19 protein-coding genes and 1 pseudogene are annotated in these 25,409 nt (G+C 61.0%); 9 read left to right on the top strand and 11 right to left on the bottom strand.

All coding sequences use genetic code 11. The features are described from left to right. Window positions 1-30: 30 nt before the first annotated feature. The 5 genes from EOB36_RS16845 (at window position 31) to EOB36_RS16825 (ending at window position 5,461) form a co-directional block, all read left to right on the top strand. Window positions 31-1,167: a DegT/DnrJ/EryC1/StrS family aminotransferase gene (locus EOB36_RS16845; protein WP_095485554.1), complete on the top strand. Its 1,137-nt coding sequence runs from the start codon at window positions 31-33 to the stop codon at window positions 1,165-1,167. Window positions 1,168-1,235: 68 nt separating this feature from the next. Further along, window positions 1,236-1,859 carry a sugar transferase gene (locus tag EOB36_RS16840; protein ID WP_245329852.1) on the top strand — a complete coding sequence of 208 codons (624 nt, stop codon included), beginning with the start codon at window positions 1,236-1,238 and terminating at the stop codon, window positions 1,857-1,859. 74 nt (window positions 1,860-1,933) lie between these two features. Continuing rightward, window positions 1,934-2,938: an SDR family NAD(P)-dependent oxidoreductase gene (locus tag EOB36_RS16835; RefSeq protein ID WP_095485203.1), complete on the top strand. Its 1,005-nt coding sequence runs from the start codon at window positions 1,934-1,936 to the stop codon at window positions 2,936-2,938. After that, entirely contained in the window at window positions 2,935-4,212 is a 1,278-nt protein-coding gene (locus tag EOB36_RS16830) for a hypothetical protein (protein ID WP_095485202.1), read from the top strand. Before EOB36_RS16835 ends, EOB36_RS16830 begins: the two co-directional genes overlap by 4 nt. Next, on the top strand, window positions 4,199-5,461 hold the full coding sequence (locus EOB36_RS16825; RefSeq protein ID WP_128285275.1) for a polysaccharide biosynthesis/export family protein: 1,263 nt from the start codon (window positions 4,199-4,201) through the stop codon (window positions 5,459-5,461). The genes EOB36_RS16830 and EOB36_RS16825 overlap by 14 nt, the downstream gene beginning before the upstream one ends. 141 nt (window positions 5,462-5,602) lie before the next feature. Here the strand turns inward: EOB36_RS16825 and EOB36_RS16820 are convergent, their stop codons facing one another. Next, complete coding sequence (locus EOB36_RS16820; protein WP_342587097.1) at window positions 5,603-6,910, bottom strand: HlyD family type I secretion periplasmic adaptor subunit; 1,308 nt, start codon at window positions 6,908-6,910, stop codon at window positions 5,603-5,605. Window positions 6,911-7,130: 220 nt separating this feature from the next. Continuing rightward, entirely contained in the window at window positions 7,131-8,873 is a 1,743-nt protein-coding gene (locus EOB36_RS16815; protein ID WP_164759032.1) for a type I secretion system permease/ATPase, read from the bottom strand. A 430-nt stretch (window positions 8,874-9,303) separates the two neighbouring features. On the opposite strand from EOB36_RS16815, the gene EOB36_RS16810 reads away from it, so the two are divergent. Further along, the gene (locus EOB36_RS16810; RefSeq protein WP_095485199.1) at window positions 9,304-9,996 is read left to right on the top strand and encodes a class I SAM-dependent methyltransferase; all 693 of its coding nucleotides are present in this window, start codon (window positions 9,304-9,306) and stop codon (window positions 9,994-9,996) included. 70 nt (window positions 9,997-10,066) lie between these two features. On the opposite strand, the gene EOB36_RS16805 is transcribed toward EOB36_RS16810, so the two are convergent. The 8 genes and pseudogenes from EOB36_RS16805 to EOB36_RS16775 all read right to left on the bottom strand — a co-directional run bounded on the left by EOB36_RS16805 (window position 10,067) and on the right by EOB36_RS16775 (window position 19,272). Beyond that, entirely contained in the window at window positions 10,067-10,333 is a 267-nt protein-coding gene (locus EOB36_RS16805) for an acyl carrier protein (protein WP_095485198.1), read from the bottom strand. Between the two features lie 56 nt (window positions 10,334-10,389). Then, the gene (locus EOB36_RS16800; protein WP_164759033.1) at window positions 10,390-11,946 is read right to left on the bottom strand and encodes an AMP-binding protein; all 1,557 of its coding nucleotides are present in this window, start codon (window positions 11,944-11,946) and stop codon (window positions 10,390-10,392) included. After that, window positions 11,943-13,964, bottom strand: a complete 2,022-nt coding sequence (gene asnB, locus EOB36_RS16795; RefSeq protein ID WP_095485197.1) for an asparagine synthase (glutamine-hydrolyzing) — start codon at window positions 13,962-13,964, stop codon at window positions 11,943-11,945. The genes EOB36_RS16800 and asnB overlap by 4 nt, the downstream gene beginning before the upstream one ends. 3 nt (window positions 13,965-13,967) lie before the next feature. Continuing rightward, on the bottom strand, window positions 13,968-14,933 hold the full coding sequence (gene nadE, locus EOB36_RS16790; protein ID WP_095485196.1) for an NAD(+) synthase: 966 nt from the start codon (window positions 14,931-14,933) through the stop codon (window positions 13,968-13,970). 14 nt (window positions 14,934-14,947) lie between these two features. Continuing rightward, window positions 14,948-15,736: a thioesterase domain-containing protein gene (locus tag EOB36_RS35185; RefSeq protein ID WP_245467819.1), complete on the bottom strand. Its 789-nt coding sequence runs from the start codon at window positions 15,734-15,736 to the stop codon at window positions 14,948-14,950. Window positions 15,737-16,520: 784 nt separating this feature from the next. After that, a pseudogene (locus tag EOB36_RS35180) lies at window positions 16,521-17,540 on the bottom strand (AMP-binding protein); the annotation flags it as partial. 408 nt (window positions 17,541-17,948) lie between these two features. Further along, complete coding sequence (locus EOB36_RS16780) at window positions 17,949-18,230, bottom strand: hypothetical protein (RefSeq protein WP_164759353.1); 282 nt, start codon at window positions 18,228-18,230, stop codon at window positions 17,949-17,951. Window positions 18,231-18,414: 184 nt separating this feature from the next. Then, window positions 18,415-19,272: a 3-keto-5-aminohexanoate cleavage protein gene (locus EOB36_RS16775; RefSeq protein ID WP_245329850.1), complete on the bottom strand. Its 858-nt coding sequence runs from the start codon at window positions 19,270-19,272 to the stop codon at window positions 18,415-18,417. Window positions 19,273-19,364: 92 nt separating this feature from the next. Between EOB36_RS16775 and EOB36_RS16770 the strand changes: the two genes are divergently transcribed. Beyond that, window positions 19,365-20,687, top strand: a complete 1,323-nt coding sequence (locus EOB36_RS16770; RefSeq protein WP_095485551.1) for an aspartate aminotransferase family protein — start codon at window positions 19,365-19,367, stop codon at window positions 20,685-20,687. A gap of 12 nt (window positions 20,688-20,699) precedes the next feature. On the opposite strand, the gene EOB36_RS16765 is transcribed toward EOB36_RS16770, so the two are convergent. Then, entirely contained in the window at window positions 20,700-21,572 is an 873-nt protein-coding gene (locus tag EOB36_RS16765; protein WP_158302553.1) for a MurR/RpiR family transcriptional regulator, read from the bottom strand. A 117-nt stretch (window positions 21,573-21,689) separates the two neighbouring features. On the opposite strand from EOB36_RS16765, the gene EOB36_RS16760 reads away from it, so the two are divergent. Both EOB36_RS16760 and EOB36_RS16755 read left to right on the top strand, forming a co-directional pair. Continuing rightward, window positions 21,690-22,673: a TAXI family TRAP transporter solute-binding subunit gene (locus tag EOB36_RS16760; protein WP_095485192.1), complete on the top strand. Its 984-nt coding sequence runs from the start codon at window positions 21,690-21,692 to the stop codon at window positions 22,671-22,673. 165 nt (window positions 22,674-22,838) lie between these two features. Next, entirely contained in the window at window positions 22,839-25,340 is a 2,502-nt protein-coding gene (locus EOB36_RS16755) for a TRAP transporter permease (RefSeq protein ID WP_164759354.1), read from the top strand. Window positions 25,341-25,409 lie beyond the last annotated feature (69 nt).

Here is a 25,409-nt window from a genome sequence, read left to right as displayed (position 1 = left end):
TCCCACAGTCTAACAGTCTAGGAGGTTATGATGCTCTTGGTCAGTGCCCCAATTTTGGGTGTGCCGGAGAAGACAGCTTTGTCCAAGGTCATCGATAGCGGCTGGCTGACCATGGGAGAGCAGGTGAAAGCCTTTGAAGAGGCTTTTGCCAGTATGCATGGTGCGCAGGATTGCGTCGCGGTCAGTTCTTGCACTGCGGCGCTTCATCTCATTCTACATGCTCTCGGTATCGGACCAGGCGATGAAGTGCTGGTCCCGTCCATGACCTTCGTGGCGACCGCAAACGCGGTTCTCTACGTCGGTGCCACTCCGGTCTTTGTCGACATCGAGTCGGCCGACGTGCCGCTGATGTCGATCGTCGAAGCTGAAGCAAAATGCACTGCGCGCACTAAGGCGGTCATTCTCGTACATTTCGCCGGCTACCTCGCCAATCGGGAAGAATGGCAGAAGTTCGCCCGCGCCCGAGGACTGCAGATCATCGAGGATGCCGCGCATGCGCCCGGCTTAAAGGAAGTGGGTACATTTGGTGCCGCGGCGGCCTTCAGCTTCTATGGCAACAAGAACATGACCACGGCGGAAGGTGGGGCTGTGATTGCCCGAGACCCCAAGCTGCTTGAGACAATCCGCCAGGCCCGTGGGCACGGCATGACCACCGGGACACATCAGAGGCTGAACAGTCGCACGCCGCAGTATGATGTCACCATGCTCGGATTCAACTATCGCATGGATGAAATGCGCGCTGCAATCGGACTGGTCCAGCTGCAGAATTTGCAGGAATGGAATGAGATCAGGCGTATCCTGGTCATGCTATACCGGCGTCTCATCGCAAAACACTGCCCAGCCGTGACAGTCCCGTTCCACGAGCCGCGGACGTCGGCCTATCATATCATGCCTGTCCTTTTGCCGCGCTACGCTGACAGGCAAGACGTCATCGACGAATTGCGCAAGCAAGGAATACAAACGACCATCCACTATCCGCCGGTGCACCAGATGACGCTCTATCGCGAGCTTTTTCCCGGCACCCATTTGCCGCGGACAGAGGACTTTGCCCAGCGTGAGCTCACGCTGCCACTTCATCCCCAGATCACTGCGCCTGTGGTCGAGTCAGTGGCGACCGCTCTTGCCGCTGCGGTCAACAGCTGCGCCCAAGCAGGAACAGCAGCATGAATGCCTTGGATTTATCCATCCATCGACCTGTTGTCCCAAGCGCCGCCCATGGGCTTGCGAGACGAGCAATGGATCTCACCATCGCTACCGCAGCCGCCATAGTGTTCGCTCCGCTGATGCTGGTGATCGCTCTGGCGCTCTTGCTGGAAGGCGGCCGGCCTATCTTCTTTGCGCAGACCCGCGTGGGTGCCGGTGGGCGGCCATTCCGCATGTACAAGTTCCGCAAATTCGCCGTGCGATGCGATCCCGGTGGCCTGGCGCTGACCATGGCCGGAGACAGCCGCATGACGACAGTGGGGCGGTTTCTCGCCCTCACCAAGTTCGACGAGTTCCCGCAACTGTGGAATGTCTTCAGAGGCGAGATGGCTATCGTCGGACCGCGACCGGAGAGCCTTGTCTTCGCCGATTGTTTCCGCGGTGGCTTTGAGGCTGTTCTAAAATACAAACCGGGCTTGTTGGGTCCGGCCCAGGTTCTCTTCCGGCATGAAGCCCATTTTTATCCGCGATCCGAGGATCCGCTCCTTTTCTACCGTGAGGTCCTGTTTCCTGCCAAGGCCAGGCTTGACCTCGCCTATTATCCGCAGCGCACGGTCACCTCTGACATCATCTGGATGGCGCGCGGCTTTCTGGCGGTCCTCGGCCTGGCCTCGTCGCCGCCGATCAGCCCGGTCTCGCCGCCAATCGGCATGTGAGAGCAGTTTGGCATGGCCGCGCTCTGTTGGATTTGCGAGGTCGCCGCATCACGTCATAGGGGGAACGCTTAGTCATGAGCTACAGGGGTAGGAAAGTTCTGGTCACGGGTGCTGATGGGTTCATCGGGTCGCATCTCACCGAAGCGCTCGTTCGCAGTGGGGCGGATGTCACGGCGCTGGCTCTCTACAATTCCTTCGACAGTCATGGTTGGCTCGATGATTTGCCGGCCACCATTCGAAGCCAGTTGAACCTCGTCCGCGGCGACGTCCGCGACAGCGCGTTCCTGAATCGGATCGTGCGCGGCCAGGCCGTCGTGTTTCATCTCGCCGCGCTTATCGCGATTCCATATTCATACGCGGCCGCCCAGTCTTATGTGGACACCAACATCCTGGGCACGGTGAACGTCCTCGAAGCGGCGCGCCAATGGGAGACAGAGCGTGTGGTGCACACCTCGACCAGCGAGGTCTATGGCACCGCACAGACCATGCCTATCCGCGAATCCCACCCGCTGCAGGGCCAGTCACCATATTCGGCATCCAAGATCGGCGCGGACATGATGGCAGAGTCCTACGCCAGGTCGTTCGACGTCCCCGTCGTGATTATGCGGCCGTTCAATACCTACGGCCCACGCCAGAGTGAGCGGGCTATCGTGCCGACCATCATACGGCAGGCCCTCGACAAAAATTGCCCGGCGATCATGGTCGGGGACACAAGCCCGATCCGCGACCTCACTTTCGTGGAAGACACGGCGGCGGCGTTCCTGACCGCAGGTTCGGCCGAACTCGAATTTGGCCATGCCTACAATGCCGGGAGCCAGCGCGCTGCGACGATCTCGGACGTATTGGATCTGGTGCTCGAGTTGAGTGGCTCCAAAAAGCCGGTCCATCGCGACGAACGCCGCCTGCGGCCGCAGAATTCCGAGGTCCGTGCCTTGCTGGCCGATTCTTCGCTCCTCGAAAGCAAGACTGGATGGCGGGCGCAGACCAGCCTGCGCGATGGGTTGGAGCGAACCATCGGATGGTGGGAGGCGCGCCTCAGCGAAGGCCGCGTACGACACGAAATGGGTTATATGACATGACTTTTCACCCGCGTGTGTTGGCTGCGTTGTTGATTGCCGCGGGCATGTCGTTGGGTCTGTCCACGGTCGGAAGCCGGCAAAGCAGCGAGCAGACACAATTTGCCGCGCCGGTGATGATGGATCTGCCGGATTATTTGCGCCCAGCGACGGATCCGGCGTTTGGGACCAGTTTCACGCGCATCACCAAGCCGGGAGTGCTTGGTAATGGGCTTGCATGCGAGAAGAACTATTGCACCCATCGGTATTCGAGTGCCCAAGCCTGGAATTCAGACCAGAGCCTTCTTGTCATCACCAACGGCTGTAGCGGCGGCATGTGCTTCATGGACGGGCACACATACGCGCCGCTGTTCCGTCGCGCTCGATCTATTGAATGCGAATGGCACCCTCAAAACGCCGATCTGATGATCTGCGTTCAGGGCCGGCAAGTGTCGACCTGGGCGCCACGGACCAATCGCGAAGACGTCCTGTTCGCTTCGACTGAATACCATGATTTCCATTTCGGGCCGGGCAAGGGCAATCCAAGCCGTGACGGTGATCGCATAGCGGTGCGCGCGGTGCGTGAGGATGGCGAGACGGTGGTCTTTGCCTACGATCTCAAGCAGCGGCGGAAATTCCCGGACATCGATCTTGGGCATCTTGGCGGAACCAATGGTGCCTGCTCGATTTCTCCGCTCGGAGCCAACATTCTATGCCTCCAGGAGATAGTCAGCGGCATCCAACAGGCCTTCATTTTCAGTGTCGAGGGCACTTTGCTCCAGAAATGGACGGAACATCATCGGCCCGGCCACGGCGACATGACAGTCGATGAGGACGGCAGCGAAGTCTATGTCGGCATCAGCAAGTCCGATCCGGACAAATATCACGTGATCAAGCGAAGGCTGTCCGACGGCAAGGTCACCCCACTTATGAAATACGGCGAAGCCATGCATGCATCCCTGCGTGCGCTGGACAGATCTGGCTGGGTGTTCCTGACCTATGGCGGCGATCCGGATGAGGTGTCAGCCCGTCCAGACATGGCGCCATATGCACAGGAAGTGATCGCGCTGCGCATCGACGGCAGTGGTGAGATTCGACGCATCGCACAAACGAGAAGCACTCAGTTAGACTATCGAAGCGAAACTCATGCCTCGCCGTCGCCTGACGGCTCACAAGTAGTCTGGTCGAGCAACTGGGGCGTGCCCGGCGGTCCCGTCTACGACTTCGTCTCCCGTGTCGATTGGCCGGAAGAGCCGACGTTGAACCGGAAGGAGATTGTCACCAATGGTCTTCACTAATCGAATCCTTCTTGCCGCGCTTGGTATACTGGCTGCCATCGATATGGCCACCGCAGCGGAGACGCGGGTTGCATATCGACTGTCCGCAGGCGATACCGTCGAGATAGGAATTGCCTCTATCCCGGAACGAACGCAGCGTGCCGTGGTTCAAATGGACGGCACGATCGCGCTTCCCGAAGTCGGGATGGTTTCGGTCGGCGGCCTCACTCCGGCCGAATTGCAGACGCGGATGGAGACGATCTTGCCAACCAAGATATTCCACCAGCGTCTGCCTGATGGGCGAGAGCAAATGATCGTCATCAAGCCGAGCGACGTCACCGCCGTCATCGCAGACTATCGCCCGATCTACGTGACCGGCGACGTGCTCACTCCCGGACAGCAGGCCTATCGACCGCTCATGACCGTGCGGCAGGCGATTGCCGTGTCTGGCGGTTTCAGCCTTCTGCGGTCACGGACAAACCAGGCTGGCCCAGATCCGGTGGATTTGCGGCGCGACTATGAATCGGCTTGGGGGGAGTACACCAGAGACTACTTTCATAGCGCCCGTCTGCGCGCCGAACTTCAGAACCAGGCGAATTTCGACATGAAGCCACCACAAGGGTCACCCTTGTCGGCCGCTTTCGTCTCGGCAATCGCCCAGGCCGAAGCGGAAGGGCTCAAGATTTCCCTGGACAACTTCCAGCAGGAGCAAAGCTACCTCGAAAAAAGCGCCAAGGACGCTGCGGCGCAGATCGCGGTCCTGCTCAAGCGCGAGCAGGTCGAAGCCGATGCAGTGAAGGCGGACGAGGACGATCTGGCGCGAGTGACGAAGGTATATAAAGCAGGCAATCTGACCAACGACAGGCTCGCCGACGTGCGGCGCGGTGTGATTCTCTCTTCCAGCCGGGCGCTCGAAACGTCGGTCGAACTCATGAGAGCGCGACGCCAGCAGGATGATTTTGTCAGACAGCACGAACGCAACGGCAACCAGAGAAGAATTGGTCTTCTGACCGAACTGAAGGACACCAACGTGCGTCTTGCCGACATCACCGCAAGACTTCGCGCCGCCAGCCAGAAATTGCAGCCCACGGGGGCGTCCGCCCAGCCGCTGCCAGTTGCCGGCGAAACCATTCAGGCTCAGGTCACGATCATCCGCAAGGTCGGTGAGAAATGGCGTAAACAGCCGGCCGGAGAAGATACCGAGGTATCACCGGGCGACACGATAGAGGTAAGGTTCAGCAGCGGTCTCGAGAGCGTAGCGATCCAATAGAGCAATTCCAGGAAAAGTGTGAAGCGGTTTTCCGTCCGGAATTGCGCAAAAACAAAGAGATAGAGCGGTTCGGCGTTTCCGTGAAACGATGAACCGCTCTAAACCGGCTGTACCTTGGTCATGCCGGGATTGCCGTCTGCGTTACTGTCTGAAAGCTCTGGATACCTGGTCCGTGAAGGGTTTGAGCAAATAGGACCAGACATTGCGCTCGTCGGTGCTTATGTGAACTTCGGCGGGCATGCCGGGTTTGAGTATTTTCGCTTCCGTCAGGCAGGTCGCCGCATTTTCGACGTTGATGCGCGCCGAAAAGTACGAAAGCTGACGTTGCTGATCTTTAATCAGATCTGCAGAGATGCGGTTGACCGAGCCTTGGCAAACAGGTGTCGTCCCTGCGTCGAACGCCGGAAAGCGGATTGAAACCCGCTGTCCAGGACGTACGTCATCTATACGCTCTGGAGAAACGAGCGCATCCACGACCAGGTTGTCGGTGTCAGGCACAATCATCATAAGCACTTCCCCGGGGGCAATCACGCCTCCGATGGTGTGGATGGAGGATTCTTGTACGGTTCCAGTCTGTGGGGCGCGGATATCTGTCCTGGCGAGCTCGTCTTCCGCCACTACCTTGCGCTCATTGAGCTCGGTCTGCTTGGCTTCCGTTTCGCGAAGTTCGCTCGTTACCTCGCTCCGCATTTGCTCGTCGAGCTGAAGCACCTGAAGGTCGGTCTCACTGATGCGAGCTTGGACCTCCGCGATTGCCGCGACGAGGCGTCCTGACTCGCCGCGAGTCCGGCTCTTCTCCAAGCTGACAGTGCTCAGCCTCTCCTTGGAGACCAACTTCTTTGCGTAGAGAGATTCGACGTCAGCAAGGTTCTGCGTCAGCAGATCCAGCGACTCGTCCATTGCCGCCTGCTGTGCTTTGAGGCCATCGATCTGACGCTCCAATTGCTTCGAGCGGCTTTGCAATTGTGCCTTCTGGCCAGCCAATGCCGCCGCCCGGCTTTCGAACACGGCGCGTTCGCCACGGACAAGTGCCGCCAGTTGCGGGTCGCCCATCTGGGCCCGAACGCTGGGTGGGAGTTGCATTTCCGGCAGGCCCTGCCGCTCGGCCTCCAGTCGCGCCAGACGAATGGTGGCGCGATCCAGATCCTCGCTGACTATCTGCAGGTTTGCTCGTGTCAACGTGTCGTTCAGCCTGACCAAGACGTCGCCGGCACGCACATGGTCCCCGTCCTGGGCGAAGATGCCGCCGACAGTGCCGCCGGTTTGATGTTGGACTTTCTTTATGTTGCTTTCGACCACCACGGTGGCGGGCGCAATCACCGCACCGGCAATCTTGGTCAACCCTAGCCAGAGCCCTCCACCGAAGATCAACAGGCAGGTGGTCGCCAGGCCCAGTAGCAGGTTGGCCCTGATGCCATCCGGCTCTTCGGTTGGATTCGTCGGGATCAGTTCGCTTTCGCTACCGACCGCGGCATATGATGACACGGTCCCGGTAGAGCAATATCTCACATATGCCTGCCTGCACCTTTCCACGGCGGAACGACAATATGCGGCCAGACCCAAGAGCAGATTGGTCCGGATGCCATTCGGCTCTGGCTTTGCCCCAACCGATGGGCTTTCGCCACCGACCGCAGCATATGACGACGTGGTCATGTTAGGCACTAATACCTCACGCATGGCCGCTTGCACCTTGCTGCAGCGGGACGACAGTATTTGGCCGCGGGAAGGGCCGGATGACATTTGCCAGAACGTCTTCGCGCGAGCCAAATGAATGGAGCATGCCATTCGACAAGACGAGTACCTGATCGATGTTGACGAGAGCCGACGGACGATGCGCCACAACGATTGCGATGCCACCGCGTTCGCGCACCGCCAGGATTGCCCCGGCCAGGGCAACATCGCCGTCGGCATCCAGGTTGGAATTTGGCTCGTCGAGGACGACAAGGAATGGATCACCATAAAGCGCTCTGGCGAGCCCGACGAGCTGCCTCTGCCCAGCTGACAGGGCCGCTCCGCCTTCACCGATGCGCGTTTGGAAACCTTCCGGCAGTCGCATGATCATCTTGTCCACGCCCGCAGCCTTGGCGGCTGCCAGCACGCCTTTTGCGTCTGCCTTGCCGCCGAATCTTGAAATGTTGTCTGCGATCGTTCCGTCGAACAGCTCAACGTCCTGCGGCAGGTAGCCGATATGAGTGCCGAGCAACTCCGAATTCCATTGATCGAGCGCGGCGCCGTCCAACCTTACCGTTCCGCGGAGCGGCTTCCATGCCCCGACCAAAGCACGCACGAGCGTCGTCTTGCCAGAACCACTCGGGCCGACGATCGCCAACCCCGCGCCCCTCGACAAGCGAAAGCTTACATTGACGAGCGTTGGTCTCTGCAGACTTGGTGGCGCGACCGTCAGTTCCTCGACCGCAAGCTGTGTCTGTGGGCGCGGCAGTTCCATAGGGTCTTTCTGGCTGCCGAAAGCATCCAGTGCTGCCGCCAGGTCGGAATAGCTTCGGCGGGTGGCCAGAAACCCTCTCCAGTTTGCGATCGCCACATCGACCGGCGCCAATGAGCGGCCCAGCAATATGGACGACGCGATGATAACGCCGGGCGAAGCCTCGCCGCCGATCACAAGGTAGGCACCAAGCCCCAGCACGGACGATTGCAGGGCCATGCGGAGTGTTTTCGACAATGAACTCGCTGCGCCGACGACATCGGAGAGCTGTTCCTGGTTCTTGAGGTAAAGATGGCTGATCTCATTCCAGCGCCGACCAAGCTGGGCTGAAAGGCCCATCGCCTGAACAACCTCCGCGTTGCGGCGGCCGGAATCGGCAAGAAGCCGCTGTGCCACGAGCGTTTCAGACGCTCGCGCGGCGGGTTTGCGGGCAACGACTTCCGCGACGACCGTCAAAAGCACGACAGCAGCCGCGCCGAGGGTTGCCAACACACCAAGCGAAGGGTGCAGTAGATAGATGACCACCATATAAAACGGTATCCAGGGAGCGTCGAAGACGACTGTCGGTCCCAGCCCGGAAAGAAAGCCGCGCAACTGGTCCAGATCACGAAGTGGCTGCACACGGTTCGCATCCTGCCCGGCAGTAAGCGGCAGGGAAAGCGAGGCAGCGAACGCCTTTTGCTGCAGATCTCTGTGCAGGCGGCTGCCGATGCGGACCAACAGGCGAAGCCTGACGAAATCGAGGAGTCCATAGACCGCGTAGAGGCCCAGCATCCCGATCGTAAATCCGACGAGAGTGGGAATGCTCTGCGAAGGCAGCACGCGATCGTAGATCTGGAGCATGTAGACGGAGCCGGTCAAGGCGAGAATGTTTATCACCGCCGAGAAAACCCCGACGCCGATCAATCCGTGCATTGAGCCGAACATGGCGGAACGTAGATCGGGCGAGCGCCCTTGCGTTGGCTTCATGATCTGCGATCTTTCGTGCGAAATTGCCGCGCGAACGTGTTGGTCCTGTCGATGATGGGTAAACCCTCTTGCCTTGCGGGAAGCGGCTGCTTTCCGTTAGCTACTGAAACATTACGTTTTGCTTACGTATGTGCCTTTTGATTAAAATGTAGCAAAATCGTGACGCTGGACCGAGAATTCGGGAATTGGCTCTGCAAGGCTGGGGATAACTGGGGTGAGAAACCGGATATTCCCAATGATGAGACAATATTCCCAACCAAGCGACAGATGAGAAGCCCGTGATCACCCTTTGTTACATCATGTCTTCAAAGCCCATGGCGATGAGTGTTTTTCGATTCGCCCATCGAAAATTTAATGAATTTGAGATACACTTAACTGGTGCGCAATTGTCGGACACTGGCGCCGGCAAAGTCAGGAAGGCGGGTCTGTCGTGAGCGAGGAGATCAGTGTCGCCGATGCCTACAGCAAAGGCCGTACCAACTTCATGGGGCTGGAGTTGCTCATCGCGCCCGGTGCGCTCGTTCCCCGACCGGAGACGGAGTTGCTCGGCACGACCGCTCTCGACGTTCTCAGTCAAATGAACCTGCCGGAGCCGCGCGTTATCGACATGTGCTGCGGTGCCGGCAATCTGGCGTGCGCCATCGCGCACTACGCCCCCACCGTGCGTGTCTGGGCGAGCGATCTCACCGATGGATGCGTCGACGTCGCGCGCCGCAACGTTGCTCATCACAACATGGCGGATCGCGTGTCGGTGCTTCAGGGCGACTTGTTCAGTGCCTTCTCAGGCTTGGAGCTTGACGGCACGATCGACATGATCGTCTGCAACCCGCCTTACATTTCGGAAAAGCGGCTCGAGGGCGACCGCGCGCATCTGACCGAGCTCGAGCCGCGTGAGGCGTTTGCCGCCGGCCCCTATGGCCTGAGCATCCATATGCGCGTGATCAAGGACGCGCCGCGTTACTTGCGGCGCGGAGGCATCCTGCTCTTCGAGGTAGGGCTCGGCCAGGACCGGCAGGTCATGAGCCTGCTGGAGCGTTCCAAGGCCTACGAAACCATCCGTGCGGTCACGAACGAAGCCGGCGAGGGCAGGGTGGTTGTGGGACATACCACGCCGCAAGCGTGAGCCATGCCGCAACTGCGGCAGGCTCGGTTGCGCTGTCGGCGGAGCGTGGAACAGCGCAAGATGTCGGCAATCAGTTTTTCTTGCGGAGAACGTACTGTGCAATTCCTTGAATGGAATCGAGGTTCTCCGGCAGGAGTTCGCTGTCTTCGACGGTGATGCCGAAGGTCTCCTCGATAAAGCCGATAACCTCGAGCACCCCTGTCGAGTCGACGATGCCTTGATCGAGAAGGGACGTGTCGCTCTCCAGAGCATCCGCGTCGGCAATGTAGAAATTCGACGCCAGGAAAGCGCGAATCTGATCCCTGCAGGTTTCGGCCCTATCCTTGGTAGACAACATTGAATTCTCCTCCGATACAAATGATGAATGCTGATCAATTTCATCCAGAAACCGCCTCATGACAGGGCCGTTTTTTTGAGTTTGCCCGTGTCTGTCATCGGTAGGCTGGGTACGATCACGATGGACTTCGGAACCATGAAGTTCTCCAACCGTCTCTGACATTCTTTCTGCAACTGCCTTTCGTCGATGAATCTTCCTTGCTCCATCACGACAAACGCTTTGACCGCTTGCCCGAGAAGCTCGTCCGGAACGCCGATGACCGCGGCTTCCCGTACACCGGCAATATCCAACAGCGCGTTTTCCACCTCCTTCGGCGCCACTTTCTCTCCTCGCGATTTTATGATCTCGTCGCCGCGACCGATGAAGTAGAGGTATCCCTCCGCGTCCATCCGGCAGTAGTCGCCGGTGTACAAGACCTGCTCGCCCGGCAACGGGCCGGGTTTGAGTTTTCTGGCCGTGGCTTCCGGCTTGCCCCAATAGCCCTTCATCACCGTCGCTCCGCGGATGACGAGTTGGCCAACGACATCAGGGCCGACCGGCCTGTCATGCTCGTCGACAATCCACATTTCCGTGTTCGGGATGGCGACCCCGACGCTCAATGGCTTTCGCTCAAGGTCTTCCGGCGGCAGATAGGTGCAGCGCTTGCATTCGGTGAGGCCATACATCGAATAGATGCGCGCATCCGGAAACAGGTCCTGCAGCATGAGAATGTGCTTGAGCGGCAGGGCGGCCGCAGTGTTCGTTACGTAGCGAATGCTCGAAAAATCATGATCTTTTAGTGACCTGAGGTCCGAGAGCGCGGCGAAGATGGTCGGCACGCCGGGAAAACCTGTCACCCTCTCTTCCTTGATCAACCCGAGGATCTGCGCCGGGAAAGCGAACGAGCGTTCAAGCACCAACCTGGCGCCGGTGCGAAACGCCATGATCATCTGGTACAGGCCGTAATCGAAGGCGAGAGGCAGGACGTTGAGGATCACCTCGTCCTCGCACAGCTCCAGGTATGAAGCGATCGAAGTGCATGCGGCTGTCATGTTCCTGTGCGTCAGCATCACGCCCTTGGGTTCACCTGTCGACCCGGACGTGTAGATGATGGCAGCGAGATCTATATCGATGCAGCGGCGCGCCGGCGGTGCGCTGCCGCCGGCGGCGACCGCAGCGTCCCAGCGCACGGCGTGCGGCAATCCTGTCAACTCGACGTCGACGATCGGCCCGGAGACGATCACCCGGCGCAATGACGGGCAGTTGCGTGCCGGTTCGCTGAAGATCGAGTGCAGGTGCCTGTCCGTTATCAGTGCCGTCGGTCGGCAATCGTTGAGCAGATAATCAAGCTTGTCGCTTTTGGTGAGCGGGTTGACGATGCACACAACGGCATTCGCCTTGAGCACCGCCCAAAAGGCGATGACTGTCTCGACGGTGTTGTCGGCGAAGATCATCACGCGATCGCCACGTGCGACCCCAGCCGCGGCCAGATGTTGGGCGATCGCGTTGGAGCGCGCTTCGAGATCGCCATAGGTGACACGTTGTCCGCCGCACACCAGCGCCACCTTCTCACCGACCCGGCTGGCGGCGTGGGTGAGGTAGTCATGCAGCAAAGGTACGGCGCCATGCATCATGCCAGCACCTCTTCGCGATGCTCGCGGTCAACGTCGACGGTGAGGTCGACCCTGCGAGCTCCACCGGGACGGCTTACGACAAACTGCTGGTGAAGGAGCTGGGTCGACAGCACGCCGACCAGCGCCATGTTGTCGGAGTTGGAGAGATCGCCGTCGCCCGCCCTGGCTCGACACTTGTCCAGCAGCCGCGTGACCGACTTCGGATCGAAAACGTTCGCCTCGCGCAGCGCCGTCTCCGAAAGCGCTTCGCGGACATAGGCCGGAGCATCATCGGCGACGAAGCAAAGCGCATTGGGCGCCCGGTAAGGCTGCTTCTTGCGGGCCACGATTTCCGGCGGCACGATCGGTTCCGCCACCCGCTTCAACACGTGCTTTTCGTCGAGGATGCGCAGCTTGTAGGCCGCCGGAAGCGAATTCGCCAGCGTCACAAGTTCATCGTCCAGGAACGGGAAGCGCCCCTCGACGGAGTGGGCCATGAGCATCCTGTCCCCTTGCGAGGAAAGCAGGTATCCCGACATCAGCGTCTGGATCTCGATATACTGGTCCTGCGCGAGAGAGCCCCATCGCGAAAACTCCGCGGGCAGGCGGGCGATCAGCTCGGGCACGCAACTGCGGCGCTCGGACTCTGCGCGCATGTCGGCGGAGAACAATCTCTTGATGGCGCTGGTGGTGCGCCAGCGTGTGTCATGCGCAAAGCCCGGCGTGTCATAGGCCTGGATATCGCGCCCGAAGAACTGGCGCGCCATTGCTTGCTGATGCACCGGCGAGCGGCTGAGATAGGGATACAGGCGCTCCAGCAGCCGTGAGCGTCGCATCGATGCGGGCTGGCGTCCCCAGAAACGGCGGACCTTGCCTTCGCGGAACAGGTCATAGCCAGCGAACATTTCGTCCGCTCCTTCGCCGGTCAGCACGACCTTGATGCCGTGTTCGCGCACCAGCCTCGAGAGCAGGAACAGCGGCGCAGGCGCGGTCCTCAGGATTGGACGCTCGGTGTGGTAGATCACCTCAGGAAAGACCTCAGCGATGTCGCTGCGCGAAACTACCACCTCATGGTGCTCGCTCCCGGTCGCGCCGGCGACCAGGCGCTGGAAGCGGGTCTCGTCATACTCGGCGTCGGCAAAACGCAGGGAGAAGGTCTGGAACCGTTCGCCGGCGTAGCGCCTTCCCAGCGCGGCGACCAGCGAGCTGTCGAGCCCGCCCGACAGATAGCAGCCGACCGGCACGTCGGCCTGCACGATCCTGAGCGCCGTCGCCGCCTCAAGGGCGCCGCGCACCTCGTCCACCGCGTCGTTGAGTGAGCCGGTGAATTCGTCACGGCGAGGATCGGAAATTTCGGGGTAGCAAGGCTTCCAGAAAGCCCGCTCGCGAACGGTGTCCCTGTCGTAAATGCGGACATGTCCCGGGGTGAGTTCGCTGATCCCCTGAAATACGCCTTGCGGCGGCACGACTGTCCAGAGTGTGAAAGTCTGGTCGATGCCGGCTGGATCGAAGGCACGGGGTATATCAACGTCGGCCGCGAAAATGGCTTTCACTTCGCTGGCAAAGTAAACGCGGCCCCCATGCTCGCAGAAATGCAAGGGGCAGATGCCAAACCGATCGCGCGACAACACGAGACGACCTGCCACGGAGTCCCAGATTGCGACCGCCCATTGCCCATTCATCCGCGCGAAGGCGGCCTCGCCCCACGCGCGATAGGCATGGACGATGACCTCCGTGTCGCTATGGGTGCGGAAGCGGTGGCCGAGGGCGATCAGCTTTTCACGCAGCTCGAGGTAGTTGAAGATCTCGCCGTTGAAGATGATCCAAATCGTGTCGCCCGTGTCGGCGAGCGGCTGCTGGCCGTTCGAAAGATCGACGACAGACAGACGAGCATGCGCCAAACCCGCGCGTTTGTCCCGGTAAAGGCCGCGTTCGTCCGGACCGCGATGCGAGAGCGCGCCCACCATGCGCATCAGCGCTTCGCGCGAAGGGGGCGCCGCGGCGCCGCTCAGCGACACGATTCCGGCGATACCGCACATCGGTTAGTCCTCGCCCACTGCAGCGGACAGCAAGGGCCGTGCATGAAGATAGCGTGCGGCACGCCGTTTGCTGTCGATGTCCTTGAAGACTTTCTGAACCTGGGCCGCGGTGAGGCCGGCAGCTGCCGCGACCTCGTCGGCAGAAATTCCGTGGCTCAAGCCGTAGAGGCACAGATCCATCAGATGATAAGGCAGGGCGAAATAGAATTCCTCCTGACTCTGGGCCATGGAGAAAGTGTCCGTGGTCGGCGGCCGCCGCCGGACCTCTTCATCCACCCCAAGGTATTCAGCCAGCTGGTAGACCTGGGTCTTGTAAAGATGGACGATCGGCATCAGATCGGCATTCCCGTCGCCCTGCTTGACGAAAAAGCCCTGGTCATGCTCCAGGCGGTTTGGCGTACCTGCCACAGCATAGTTGAGGCGGTCCGCATGGTAGTACTCGGTCATTTTGCGCAGGCGCTGCTTGTAGTTGGTTGCAGCGACGATCTGCAGATAGGCTGCCGGCGACAGACGCACCGTATCTGTCTTGCCCTCGGGGTCCTGAACCGTGAGGCGCGTGATGTTGAGACCGTTGCTCTCGAGAACCGACGCGAGCACCAGCTTGCATTTCCAGCCGTCGCCATATTGGGGAACGACGGTCTGGATCGCTTCGATCTGTCGACGATAGGCGCCGACGGCCTCAAGGGCCGGTGCTATGTCTTCCAGGATCGTATCGATGCCGAGCTGGGCTGCGACGCTGCGGCCAAGCCTTAGCGAATCGCCGGAGGAATGGCGCTCCGGCATGAATATCCCCAAGACTTTGTCTTTCCCGAACGCGCGTGCGCATAACGATGCGACAACGGAGCTGTCGATACCCCCGGACAGGCCGACAACCACGCCACGACGTCGCAGTGTGCCAAAAACCTGCTCGCGCAGGATTTGAACGATGCGATCGACCTCCATGCGAGCATCGAGCACCAGCGTGCCCATGCTGAACTCTGAAATCACGTCGATGGTCTGTACTCCCGATTGCGAACCTCGGTTGAAGAATAGGTTTGCTCCACCGCCTTCTCGATGAGCGGGCGGTTGATGACGAGATGGGGCTCTGTGATCATATCGAAGTGACTGCCAACGACCGGAATCACATCCAGATGCGCGAAAGCGCCATCCCACCCTATGGCCAGAGGCATTTTGGGCCGAGCGCAGCGGAAGAGGGTTGCGGTGATCGGCAGCGTCCGTCTGGGTATCGCCAACCATCGGTAGAAGGCTCGTCCCCGCAACTGCCCCTGCAGTTCCAGTTTGGTTCTGAAACTCGTCGCGTTGAACTCATCCCGGGCGTAGCGATCGAGGATGCGGGCGAGCTGCGCCTCGAAGCCAGTTTTGACAGCGATCTTTGCAAGGAAGCGGCACACCATTCGGTCAGCGGTTACGCGGTTGGTCCGGATCCGATCGAATGTGCGGGTAACCATCTCCCAATAGGTGCTGCGCTCGCCGAGGAGGCTCGTGTCGAGGATTCCCAGGAACTTCACAGTTCGCCCCGCGGCCAGCAAACGCTCCGCAACCTCGAACGCGACGGCGCCGCCGAGCGAATGGCCGAGAAGGCGCACATGGCCCGTGGGCTGGGCGCGGCAGATCTGCTCCACCGCGGAGTCGGCCATGTCGGCGACGGTGTTTTGTCCGCGCAATATCATAGCCAGCGTAGGGTACTTGATGGGGGTCACTCGTGCGACCTTGCTCATCGAGGATGCAAAGGCAGCAAAGCTCGGGCCATAGCCAACGGATCCCGGGAGCAGAAAAAGAATAGGAGGATCGTACTTCTGCGCGCGCGTGCAGGTCGCCTGCCTGTGCCGACACGACCGCCTTGACCATTTCGTCCAGGCTCATCCCGACCGTGAAGCCCTGGAGACCGAGTTCCTGCCCGATGGCGCTTTCTATTTCCATGACGCATTGCAGCAGCTTCAGCGAATCTCCGCCTGCGTCATCCCAGCGTCCTGCAGCGACGCGTGTGTCGAGGATATTGTTCCAGGCATGCTGCACTATCCGATGGACGTTGATCTCGCTCGTATCGGACGGCTGTGCGGCCGGGGCGATCTTCGTGGCTGAAAGATCGATCTCCGCAAGCGTGGCCATGTCGACCTTGCCGCCCGACAGACGTGGAATCCCGGAGACCGTGTGAAGCCGCACGGGACACAGCGACGGCGGCAGCTTCGTTCTGACAAGCTGGCGAAGGTCGTCCGTAAAGGCGGGCCCCGCCCATGGCTGAGGAATGGCGAATGCGACAAGCTCATTTGCCGCGGTCACGATTGCCACGGCATCCTCCACAGAAGGCGCGCAACGCAACATCCGCTCGAGCTCGGCAGGTTCGATGCGTCGACCATTGATCTTTATCTGGCGCCCCTTGCGGCCGACGATCCGCAGCAGGCCATGACTGTCAAGTTGGACGAGGTCACCCGTCGCGAAGAGCCGAAGATCTGGGTCATCCGGATCCGATTCCACCGGCACGACGGCGCCGTTCTCCCAATGGCCAAGCAGGACATATGGGCCTCTTATCATGAGCTCTCCGCTCTTACCCGGCTGAACGCGGCGCCCCTTTTCGTCGACTATCGCGAAGGTGATTCCTGGGAGCAGCCAGCCAACCGGAACCGAGGCGCCTTCCTCCGGCCAGTCTTGCGGCAAGAACCATTGCGACCCTGTGGTCTCGGTTGACGAGTAACCGATCTGGATGAGGCAAGTGCTCGAAACGGTTTTGCGCAGCAGGGCGATATCAGCCCATGACACCTTCTCCCCCCCGATCCGGGCCACTCTGAGCGAGCGGAAGGCGTCAGCTGGTTTGTCTGCCATGAGTGCCCGAAGCAACGCCGGCACCAGATAGGTGACGGTCACGCCTTCGGATTCCACTAGGCGCCGGACCGCGCGCAAGCCAACGACGCCCACCTCGACGAGATGCAAGGTCGCACCGGTAAGAAGGGCGGCGAGAACCTCCCGGCAACCGGCGATCGTGGCAGGCCCGGTCAAGGGCAGGAAAACATCGTCCGAATTGATGTGGCATGCGTCGACATATTGCTGGACCCGCAAAAGCAGGCTGCGCTGGCTGTTGACTATGCCTTTGGGATGGCCGGTGCTGCCTGACGTATAGAGCACGATTGCAGGCGCGTCGACCGAGACGGAACAGGACTGGGGTATCGGCTGGACTTGCGGCGGGATGCTGGCGGTCGCATCGATCCAGTGGACATCGTGAGCCAAACCGACAGCGCGACCATTGCCGTCGCCTATAACCGCTGAAAGCCGCGCCGCAACGACAATGTCATTGGTTCGCGTGTCGGGATCTCTCGCGTTGAGTGGCACCGAAGGCCGCCCAATCGCCATGCTCGCCAGCATGGCCACAGGATACCAGGCCGAGTTGGCCTGAAGGATCCCGATCGCCTGCCCGTTGGGAACGACGGCCGCAATTCGGTGGGACAGCATCTCGACGGCCTGGAAAAGCTGGGAATACGTCAAACGGGTGGTGCCGTCGCTGATCGCGAGCTTGTCGGGATATTGGCTGGTGATGCTTCTCAGGTGGTCGAAGACGGCAACATTCGCAAAATCGGCGCCCATCCGTTGATAAGGGTGCAGTACAGGACCGCCCTGATCAAGTGCGTATTCCGGGACGTTTGACCATTTACGGGTGTCCGCTGGCTGACAATCCGCCCGTAGATCCAGACGCGCCTTTTCTGATCCCAAATATGCCGGAGACATGAGCTGCCCACGCTAAGATTAAGGTCACTTATCGCCCCCGGCCGAAATCTTTTCATCGATCATTCTGATGAAGCCGCGATCTTCGCCAAATGGCCGCGTTTGCGCCCTTTGGCTGTCATTCCTTGCTGCGAAGGCGTCGCGCCGAGGGAAGGACCGCGCCTGGCGTACCGACCAGCGCAACCGGTATTGGCTTCGTGGTGTTCACGGTTCTGGCGATATCGGTAAATCTGCGCGCTACAGCGAGGTGCAAAGACCAGTGGTTTGCGCTTACCCGGCTCTCTGGTCAGCTTTTTGGGCTTTTCTTGATTTATTCAGTGTTTTTCTCGGGCCATGCCCGCTGGTGTCGGAGTCTCCGTCGGAGACAAAGCAGTATGCAAAGATATGGCCCCGATTCTCGTCGGTTACTCGGATCCAATCCTTTTCCCACGTTCGCAGGGTAACATGTCGATTTGTCGACATGGCGGCGGCTTTAAAAGGGCTCGGCGCGTTGACGATACGCACCGAGATCACGTCATCGCCCTCCATTTGTTCGACGAGGTACGTCTGCATGAAGGTCTCCCCAGCCACCACAACCTTAACGTCGGCCAGACAGTTCGGTTGCAGCGTAGCAGAGAGATTTTTGACAAGTGTGACGAACCGTCGAGGCCGCAGCCGGGCCGCTCCGAGAACGCGGTTCTTCAAACCGCCTCAAAATCTGTCTGCGGAGCGCGCACGACCGTAAACCTGAGCAAAGCTAGCGTTGGATCGACCAGGCGGCGCGCAGGTCGTCGGCTTGGGCGGCCCGGACGCCGCAAGCGGTCAGAGCGCATTTGGTTGCGGTTACGAGCGCGGCATTGTCCCTGGCGGTTGTGCCGTCGGCGAGAGTAAAATTGTTCTCGAAGCCGACGCGGACATGGCCGCCCAGCAGCGCACCGGCCGCAACGCAGGCGGTTTCTTCCCGACCGAAGGCGCAGACCATCCAGTGCGCAAAGCGCGGACGATCATGCGCAAGGAAGGGAAGCAGGTCAGTCGGCCGCGAAACCTGTCCTGGCGTGTAGCGGCCGAGCACATAGAGCACCGGAATGTCGTCGAAAGGCACCAGCCCCCGTTGTTGCATGGCGTCTAGGGCCGACGCCTCTTCCGGCGCGTAGAGGATCATCTGAGGGGCGATCCGCTCGCCCTTCAACCACCACAGGAACTCGGCGAAAGCGGTCTCATGGGCGGCGTCTGGCACCAGCTCGCGCAGCGCCAGCGAAACCGCCTCGGGGCGGGTAGCGCGCACCACCGCCATCTGCTCGGCCGGTTGGTATTGGCCGACCGCTTCGCTGGTGATCTGGATGATCAACCGCTCGCCCACCGCATCACGTATCGCTTTCGTCGTCTCGCGATAGGCGTGCGCGTCGAGCAAATGGCCGCCGTCGCGATCGCGGACATGGGCATGGATCATGGCGGCGCCCGCCTCGAGGCAGGCGGCGGCGGTCCGAGCCAATTCCCGGGGGCCGATCGGCAGGGCAGGGTGGTCTCCCTTGCCACGCCGTCCACCATTCGGCGCAACGGCGATCGCAGTGGGCGCTACGAGTCCGGGGCCGGTCATGTCCCTATCGACAGTCATAGACGCAGTCCAATTGTTTCACCATTGCACGCTCTGTAACATATGTTGCATGATAGTTCGCTCCAAATCGCGCCACCGTCAATCGAGGAAGCATGACACACATCCTGCATCGCCAGATCCATGCGACCCTGCCCGTCGCGGCTGGCGGCAAGGGTATCGAACTCTTGGACCGCGATGGCCGCGCCTATATCGACGCGTCGGGCGGCGCGGCGGTTTCCTGCCTCGGCCACGGCCATCCCGACGTGACGGCTGCGCTTCACGCACAGGCCGACAAGCTCGCTTATGCCCATACCAGCTTCTTCACCAATGAGCCGGCCGAGGCATTGGCCGACAAACTCGTCGCCGGCGCGCCGCAAGGCATAAGCCACGTTTATTTCGTGTCTGGCGGCTCCGAGGCGGTGGAGGCGTCGCTCAAGATGGCACGGCAGTTTTTCGTCGAGACTGGCAGGCCCGAGCGGCGAAACGTCATCGCCCGCCGTCAGAGCTATCACGGCAACACGCTTGGCGCCCTCGCTGCCGGGGGCAATGAGTGGCGCCGCGCCCAATTCCGCCCGTTGCTGATCGACACGCATCATATCGACCCATGCTATGCCTACCGCTACCAGAAAGCCGGTGAGAGCGAGGAGGCCTACGGCCTACGTGCTGCCCAGGCGCTAGAGGACAAAATTCTCGAACTCGGTCCGGACACTGTCATGGCCTTCGTGGCAGAACCTGTCGTTGGCGCGACAGCAGGGGCGGTGCCCGCCGTTCCCGGCTATTTCAGACGCATCCGCGAAATCTGTGACCGCGCCGGAGTGCTCCTCATCCTCGACGAGGTGATGTGCGGCATGGGCCGCACCGGCACGCTGCACGCCTGTGAGCAGGACAGCGTCGCGCCCGACCTGATGACAATCGCCAAAGGCCTCGGCGGAGGCTACCAGCCCATTGGCGCGGTGCTGCTTTCGCGCCGCATCTTCGAGGCTTTCGCCGAAGGCTCCGGCTTCTTCCAGCACGGCCACACCTATATGTGCCACCCGATGGCGTGCGCGGCAGCACTTGCCGTCCAGGAAGTCATCGAGCGGGACAGGTTGCTCGACAACGTCAAGGCGATGGGCGCCGATCTCGCCCGGCGCCTCGGCGAGCGCTTTTCCAACCACGCCCACGTCGGCGACATCCGCGGCCGTGGCCTCTTCATGGGGCTTGAGCTGGTCGAAGACCGTTCGTCGAAGGAGCCGTTCGATCCGAACCGCAAATTAAATGCTCGCGTCAAGCGCGAGGCGATGGCGCGCGGCCTGCTCGTCTATCCCGCGGGAGGCACGATCGACGGCCTGCGCGGCGATCATGTGCTGCTTGCGCCGCCCTTCATCATAGACGCCGCAGCAATCGACGCGGTTGTCGAACGGCTCGGCGACGCGATAGACGCTGCGTTGGCCTAGCGCCAGCGCTCCTCATTCCGGCAGATAGGCCCCGAACGCCTGTAACTCCAGTTCCGTCTCTCTGACACGAGCCGCGGCGGCCGTCCCGCTGCGCGCCAGCATCGTTGCAGCCAGCGCTTCCACGATAGCCATAGCTGCGGTCACCGACGGGAAGAAGGAGGGGCTGTCGGTAGAGAAACGCAAGGTAACGTCGGCATGCCGCGCGATCGGAGCAGCCATGCTGTCGGCGATCGCGACAATCGGGACGCTGTGTCGTTGTGCAGCCTCCACCACCGGCCCGAGTTCACGCGAATAAGGCAAAAAGCCGATCGCGACGACCGCGTCCCTCTTTCCGAGCGCTGCGAGTTCCGCCTCGATCGCACCGCCGTCGCCGCCGAGCAGCGTGATCTCGCGCCGAAACATCCGGCAGAGATAGACGAGCGCGTGGGCAGGCGCACGGCAGCTTCGGAACCCGGCGACGCGTATGTGCTGCGCATTCTCCAGTATCACGCAAGCCCTTGCGATTTCTTCGCTGCCGTTGAACGATTCGGCCGCCGCCAGATTGGCCACCGTCGTCCTCAGCGATTCCGCGAAGATCGCCTCCGACCCGCGCTTGACAAGCGCATCGGCCCTCGCCGCGAAAGGCGCCTTGCCGAAGCGCAACCGGTCCTCGAACGGCTTGCGCAGCGCCGCCCAGTCGCCAAAGCCTAGCCGCCGCGCCAGCCGCACGAAGGTCGTCGGTGTCACCTCTGATCGCGAGGCCAGCACCCGCATGGAAACCAGCGCCACCTCATCGGGATGATCGACCAGGAATCGCGCCGCCTTGCGCAGTTCTGAGCTCAGTTCGGGGAGTTCGGATAGTATGCGTGCCAGAAGCGCGTCGAAACCCATCTCCCGCTTATCCATTGTAACAAGCATTTCCCTTGATTGATAAAGCGCAACAATCGTAGCATGCATTGACGTGCCCTGACACTAAAACACCGGACGGCCGCGACGGCACGCAAAGTACCAAGGGAGAACCAGATGAAACATGCCCGGACTGCACGCCTCGGAGCGCAGATCGCCGCCTTGTCGGCCGCGCTGCTGTTTTCGGCCAGCGCAATGGCGCAGCAGAATTTCGTTACCATCGGGACCGGTGGCGTCACCGGCGTCTACTATGCCGCCGGCGGTGCTATCTGCCGCCTGCTCAACAAGGATCGCAAGACACACGGCATCCGCTGCTCGGTCGAATCGACCGGCGGATCGGCATTCAACGTGAACACGATCAAGGAAGGCGAACTCGACTTCGGCATGGCGCAGTCCGACGTCCAGTACAACGCTTTCAAAGGCCAGGAATCATTCAAGGACGGTGGCGCTCATACCGATCTGCGCGCGGTTTTCTCGATCCATCCGGAGCCGTTCACGGTCCTGGCGCATCCGAATGCCGGCGTGACGAAATTCGAGGACTTCAAGGGCAAGCGCTTCAACGTCGGCAATCCCGGTTCCGGAACGCGCTCTTCCATGGAACGTCTGCTCGGTGCGATGGGCTGGACGTTGGCCGACTTTTCGCTCGCATCGGAGTTGAAGGCCGACGAGCACGGCCCGGCGCTCTGCGACGGCAAGATCGACGGATTCTTCTACGGCGTCGGCCATCCTTCGGCTAACATCCAGGATCCGACGACCACCTGCGGTGCCAAGCTCGTGCCGTTAACTGGAGAAGTGGTGGACAAGCTCGTTGCCGAGAATCCTTACTATGCCAAGGCGATCATTCCGGGCGGCCTTTACGCAAACAATCCCGACGACACCGGGACTTTCGGTGTGCTCGCCACGCTGGTCACTTCGGCCAAGGTTCCCGATGAGAGCGTCTATCAATTGACCAGGGCGGTGTTCGAGAATTTCGACGAGTTCAAGTCGCTGCATCCGGCCTTCGCCAATCTCGATCCGGCCAAGATGGTGTCGGAGGGGAATTCCGCGCCGCTGCATCCGGGCGCTGAAAAATACTTCAAGGAAAAGGGCTGGCTGAAGTAGGCTTCGTGATCTGACGACAGTCCGGCGGGTCCCGTGGACCCGCCGGGGCCATCCGCAACAGGAGGCGTCATGAGCGAAGTGAAGGAACAACCGGCCAGCGTCGATCTCGAAGAGCTCGAACAACTTGTCGCGGAGGCCGATACGGGTGGCCGGCATCCGGGCGGAATAGTCGCTCGAATCCTGCTCTGGGTTGCAGTTGCGTGGTCGCTTTTCCAGCTCTGGTATGCTTCGCCTTTGCCGTTCGTGTTCGGCTTCGGCATCCTCAATGACACGGAAGCGCGCGCCATCCATCTCGGCTTCGCGCTGTTCTTGACCTTCCTCGCCTATCCGGCGCTGAGATCCTCGCCCCGCGATCGCGTGCCAGTGCTCGACTGGGTGCTGGCCGTGGTGGGCGGATTCGCCGGCGCCTACCTCTTTCTCTTTTACGTCCAGCTTTCCGGACGGCCGGGCCAGCCGACCACGCTCGATCTCGTCACCGGCACCGTTGGCATCCTGTTGCTCCTCGAGGCGACGCGCCGCGCGCTCGGCCTTCCGATGGTGGTCGTGGCGTGTGTCTTCATCTTCTACACCTTTGCCGGCCAGTACATGCCGGACGTGATCCAGCATCGCGGCGCTTCGCTCAACAAGTTTCTAAACCATCAATGGCTGACCACCGAAGGCGTCTTCGGAATCGCGCTTGGCGTGTCGACGAGCTTCGTCTTTCTCTTCGTCCTGTTCGGCACGCTTTTGGAGAAGGCAGGCGCCGGCAACTGGATGATGCAGATCTCCATCGCGCTGCTCGGCCATTTGCGCGGTGGTCCGGCAAAGGTCGCCGTGGTCTCATCGGCCCTCAACGGCGTAGTGTCCGGCTCGTCCGTCTCCAATGTGGTGTCGGGCGGCATCTTCACCATCCCGCTGATGAAGCGCACCGGCCTTTCCGGTGTCAAGGCGGGCGCCATCGAGGCCGCGGCCTCGATCAACGGCCAGATTATGCCGCCGGTCATGGGTGCGGCCGCCTTCCTGATGGTCGAGTACGTTGGCATTCCCTATTCGGAGATCGTCAAGCACGCGCTGTTGCCGGCGGTTTTTTCCTACATAGCACTGCTCTACATGGTTCACCTCGAAGCGATAAAGATGGACCTGAAGACGATCCCGCAGCGTCCGACGCCGGCAAGAGAACGAATGCTGCGGATGGGGCTGGGACTGTCGGGCAGCATTCTCGCCGTCTGTATCGTCTATTACGGCATTGTTGCTATCCAGGCTGTCTTGGGCGGGACCGCGCCGCCGGTGCTCGCAGTCGCTGGCGTGGCTCTCTACGTCGCCTCCGTCTGGTATTCCTCCCGCTATCCGGATCTCGCGCTCGACGACCCGAACGCGCCGATCCTGGAATTGCCGCGCGCCTGGGACGTCACGCGGACCGGGCTCGATTTCCTGATCCCGATCGCCGTGCTTCTGTGGTGCCTGATGGTCGAGCAGATGTCGCCTGGCCTCTCGGCATTCTGGGCAACGGTCTCGATCCTCGGTATTGTCGCCACCCGCAAGCCGCTGATGGCGGTATTTCGTAAAGAAAACCTCGTCGCCTCGGTGCGTGCTGCCTGGGACGACCTGATCGACGGGCTGGCGCTCGGCGCCCGCAACATGATCGGCATCGGTATCGCCACGGCCACCGCCGGCATCGTCGTCGGCACGATCACGCTGACCGGTCTCGGCCTGATGATGACGGAGCTCGTCGAGTTAATCTCCGGCGGCAACGTCATCCTGATGCTGATCCTCATCGCAGCGATCAGCCTTGTGCTCGGCATGGGTATCCCGACCACCGCAAACTACATCCTGGTCGCCACGCTGATGGCGCCGGTCGTGGTCGATCTCGGTGCGCAGGCCGGATTGCCAATCCCGTTGATCGCTGTCCACCTGTTCGTCTTTTACTTCGGTATCATGGCGGATATCACTCCGCCCGTCGGGCTGGCGGCCTTCGCGGCGGCGGCGATTTCCAAGGAAGATCCGATCGCCACCGGTTTCCAGGGCGCGCTCTATTCGCTGCGTACCGCGATCCTGCCCTTCGTCTTCATCTTCAACCCGGCGATCCTGCTGATCGGAGTCGACACCTGGCCTCAAACGATCTGGGTGGCGACGGTCTCATTGATCGCCATCCTGCTTTTTTCGGCCGCGACCATGAACTGGTTCGTGACGAAAAGCCGTCTGTGGGAAAGTGCCGCCCTGCTTCTCATCTGCTTCACGCTGTTTCGGCCGGACTGGTGGCTCAACCAGGTGTCGCCGCCTTACGAGGAATTGCCGGCGAGCGAGTTCCTGTCGGCAGTCGGGCAGGCGCCGGCCGACGGCCGCATCAATTTCGTCGTCGAGGGTGTCGACCTCATGGGCGAAGATGTACGCAAGACCGTCAACGTGCCGCTCGGCGAGCCGGGCGAGCCGCTGGAGCGGCTGCGCGGCATCGGTCTTACCATCACGCAAGCGGGCGACGCGCTGATGATCAGCAATGTCGATTTCGGATCCTACGCCAAGCGCATCGGGCTGGATGTCGGATATGACGTGGTGGCGGTGCTCAGAAAGGCCGACCAGCCGTCGAGCCTCATTCCAATCGGCCTGGCGCTTGCTGCGACCGCCGGCGTTGCGGCTCTGCAGTTTGCGCGAGCCCGCAAGCAGGCGGAGGTAGGCGGGGCGACTGGCTAAGTCTGGAACGGTTGACAACAGCTGGCGGCAGGCGCCGGGAAAAACCTCAGTCGGCGGTCAGGACAACCT

The sequence above is a fragment of the Mesorhizobium sp. M6A.T.Cr.TU.017.01.1.1 genome, from assembly GCF_004023115.1.
Classification (GTDB): Bacteria; Pseudomonadota; Alphaproteobacteria; order Rhizobiales; family Rhizobiaceae; genus Mesorhizobium; species Mesorhizobium mediterraneum.
This window is presented reverse-complemented; position numbering and strand designations above follow the sequence as displayed.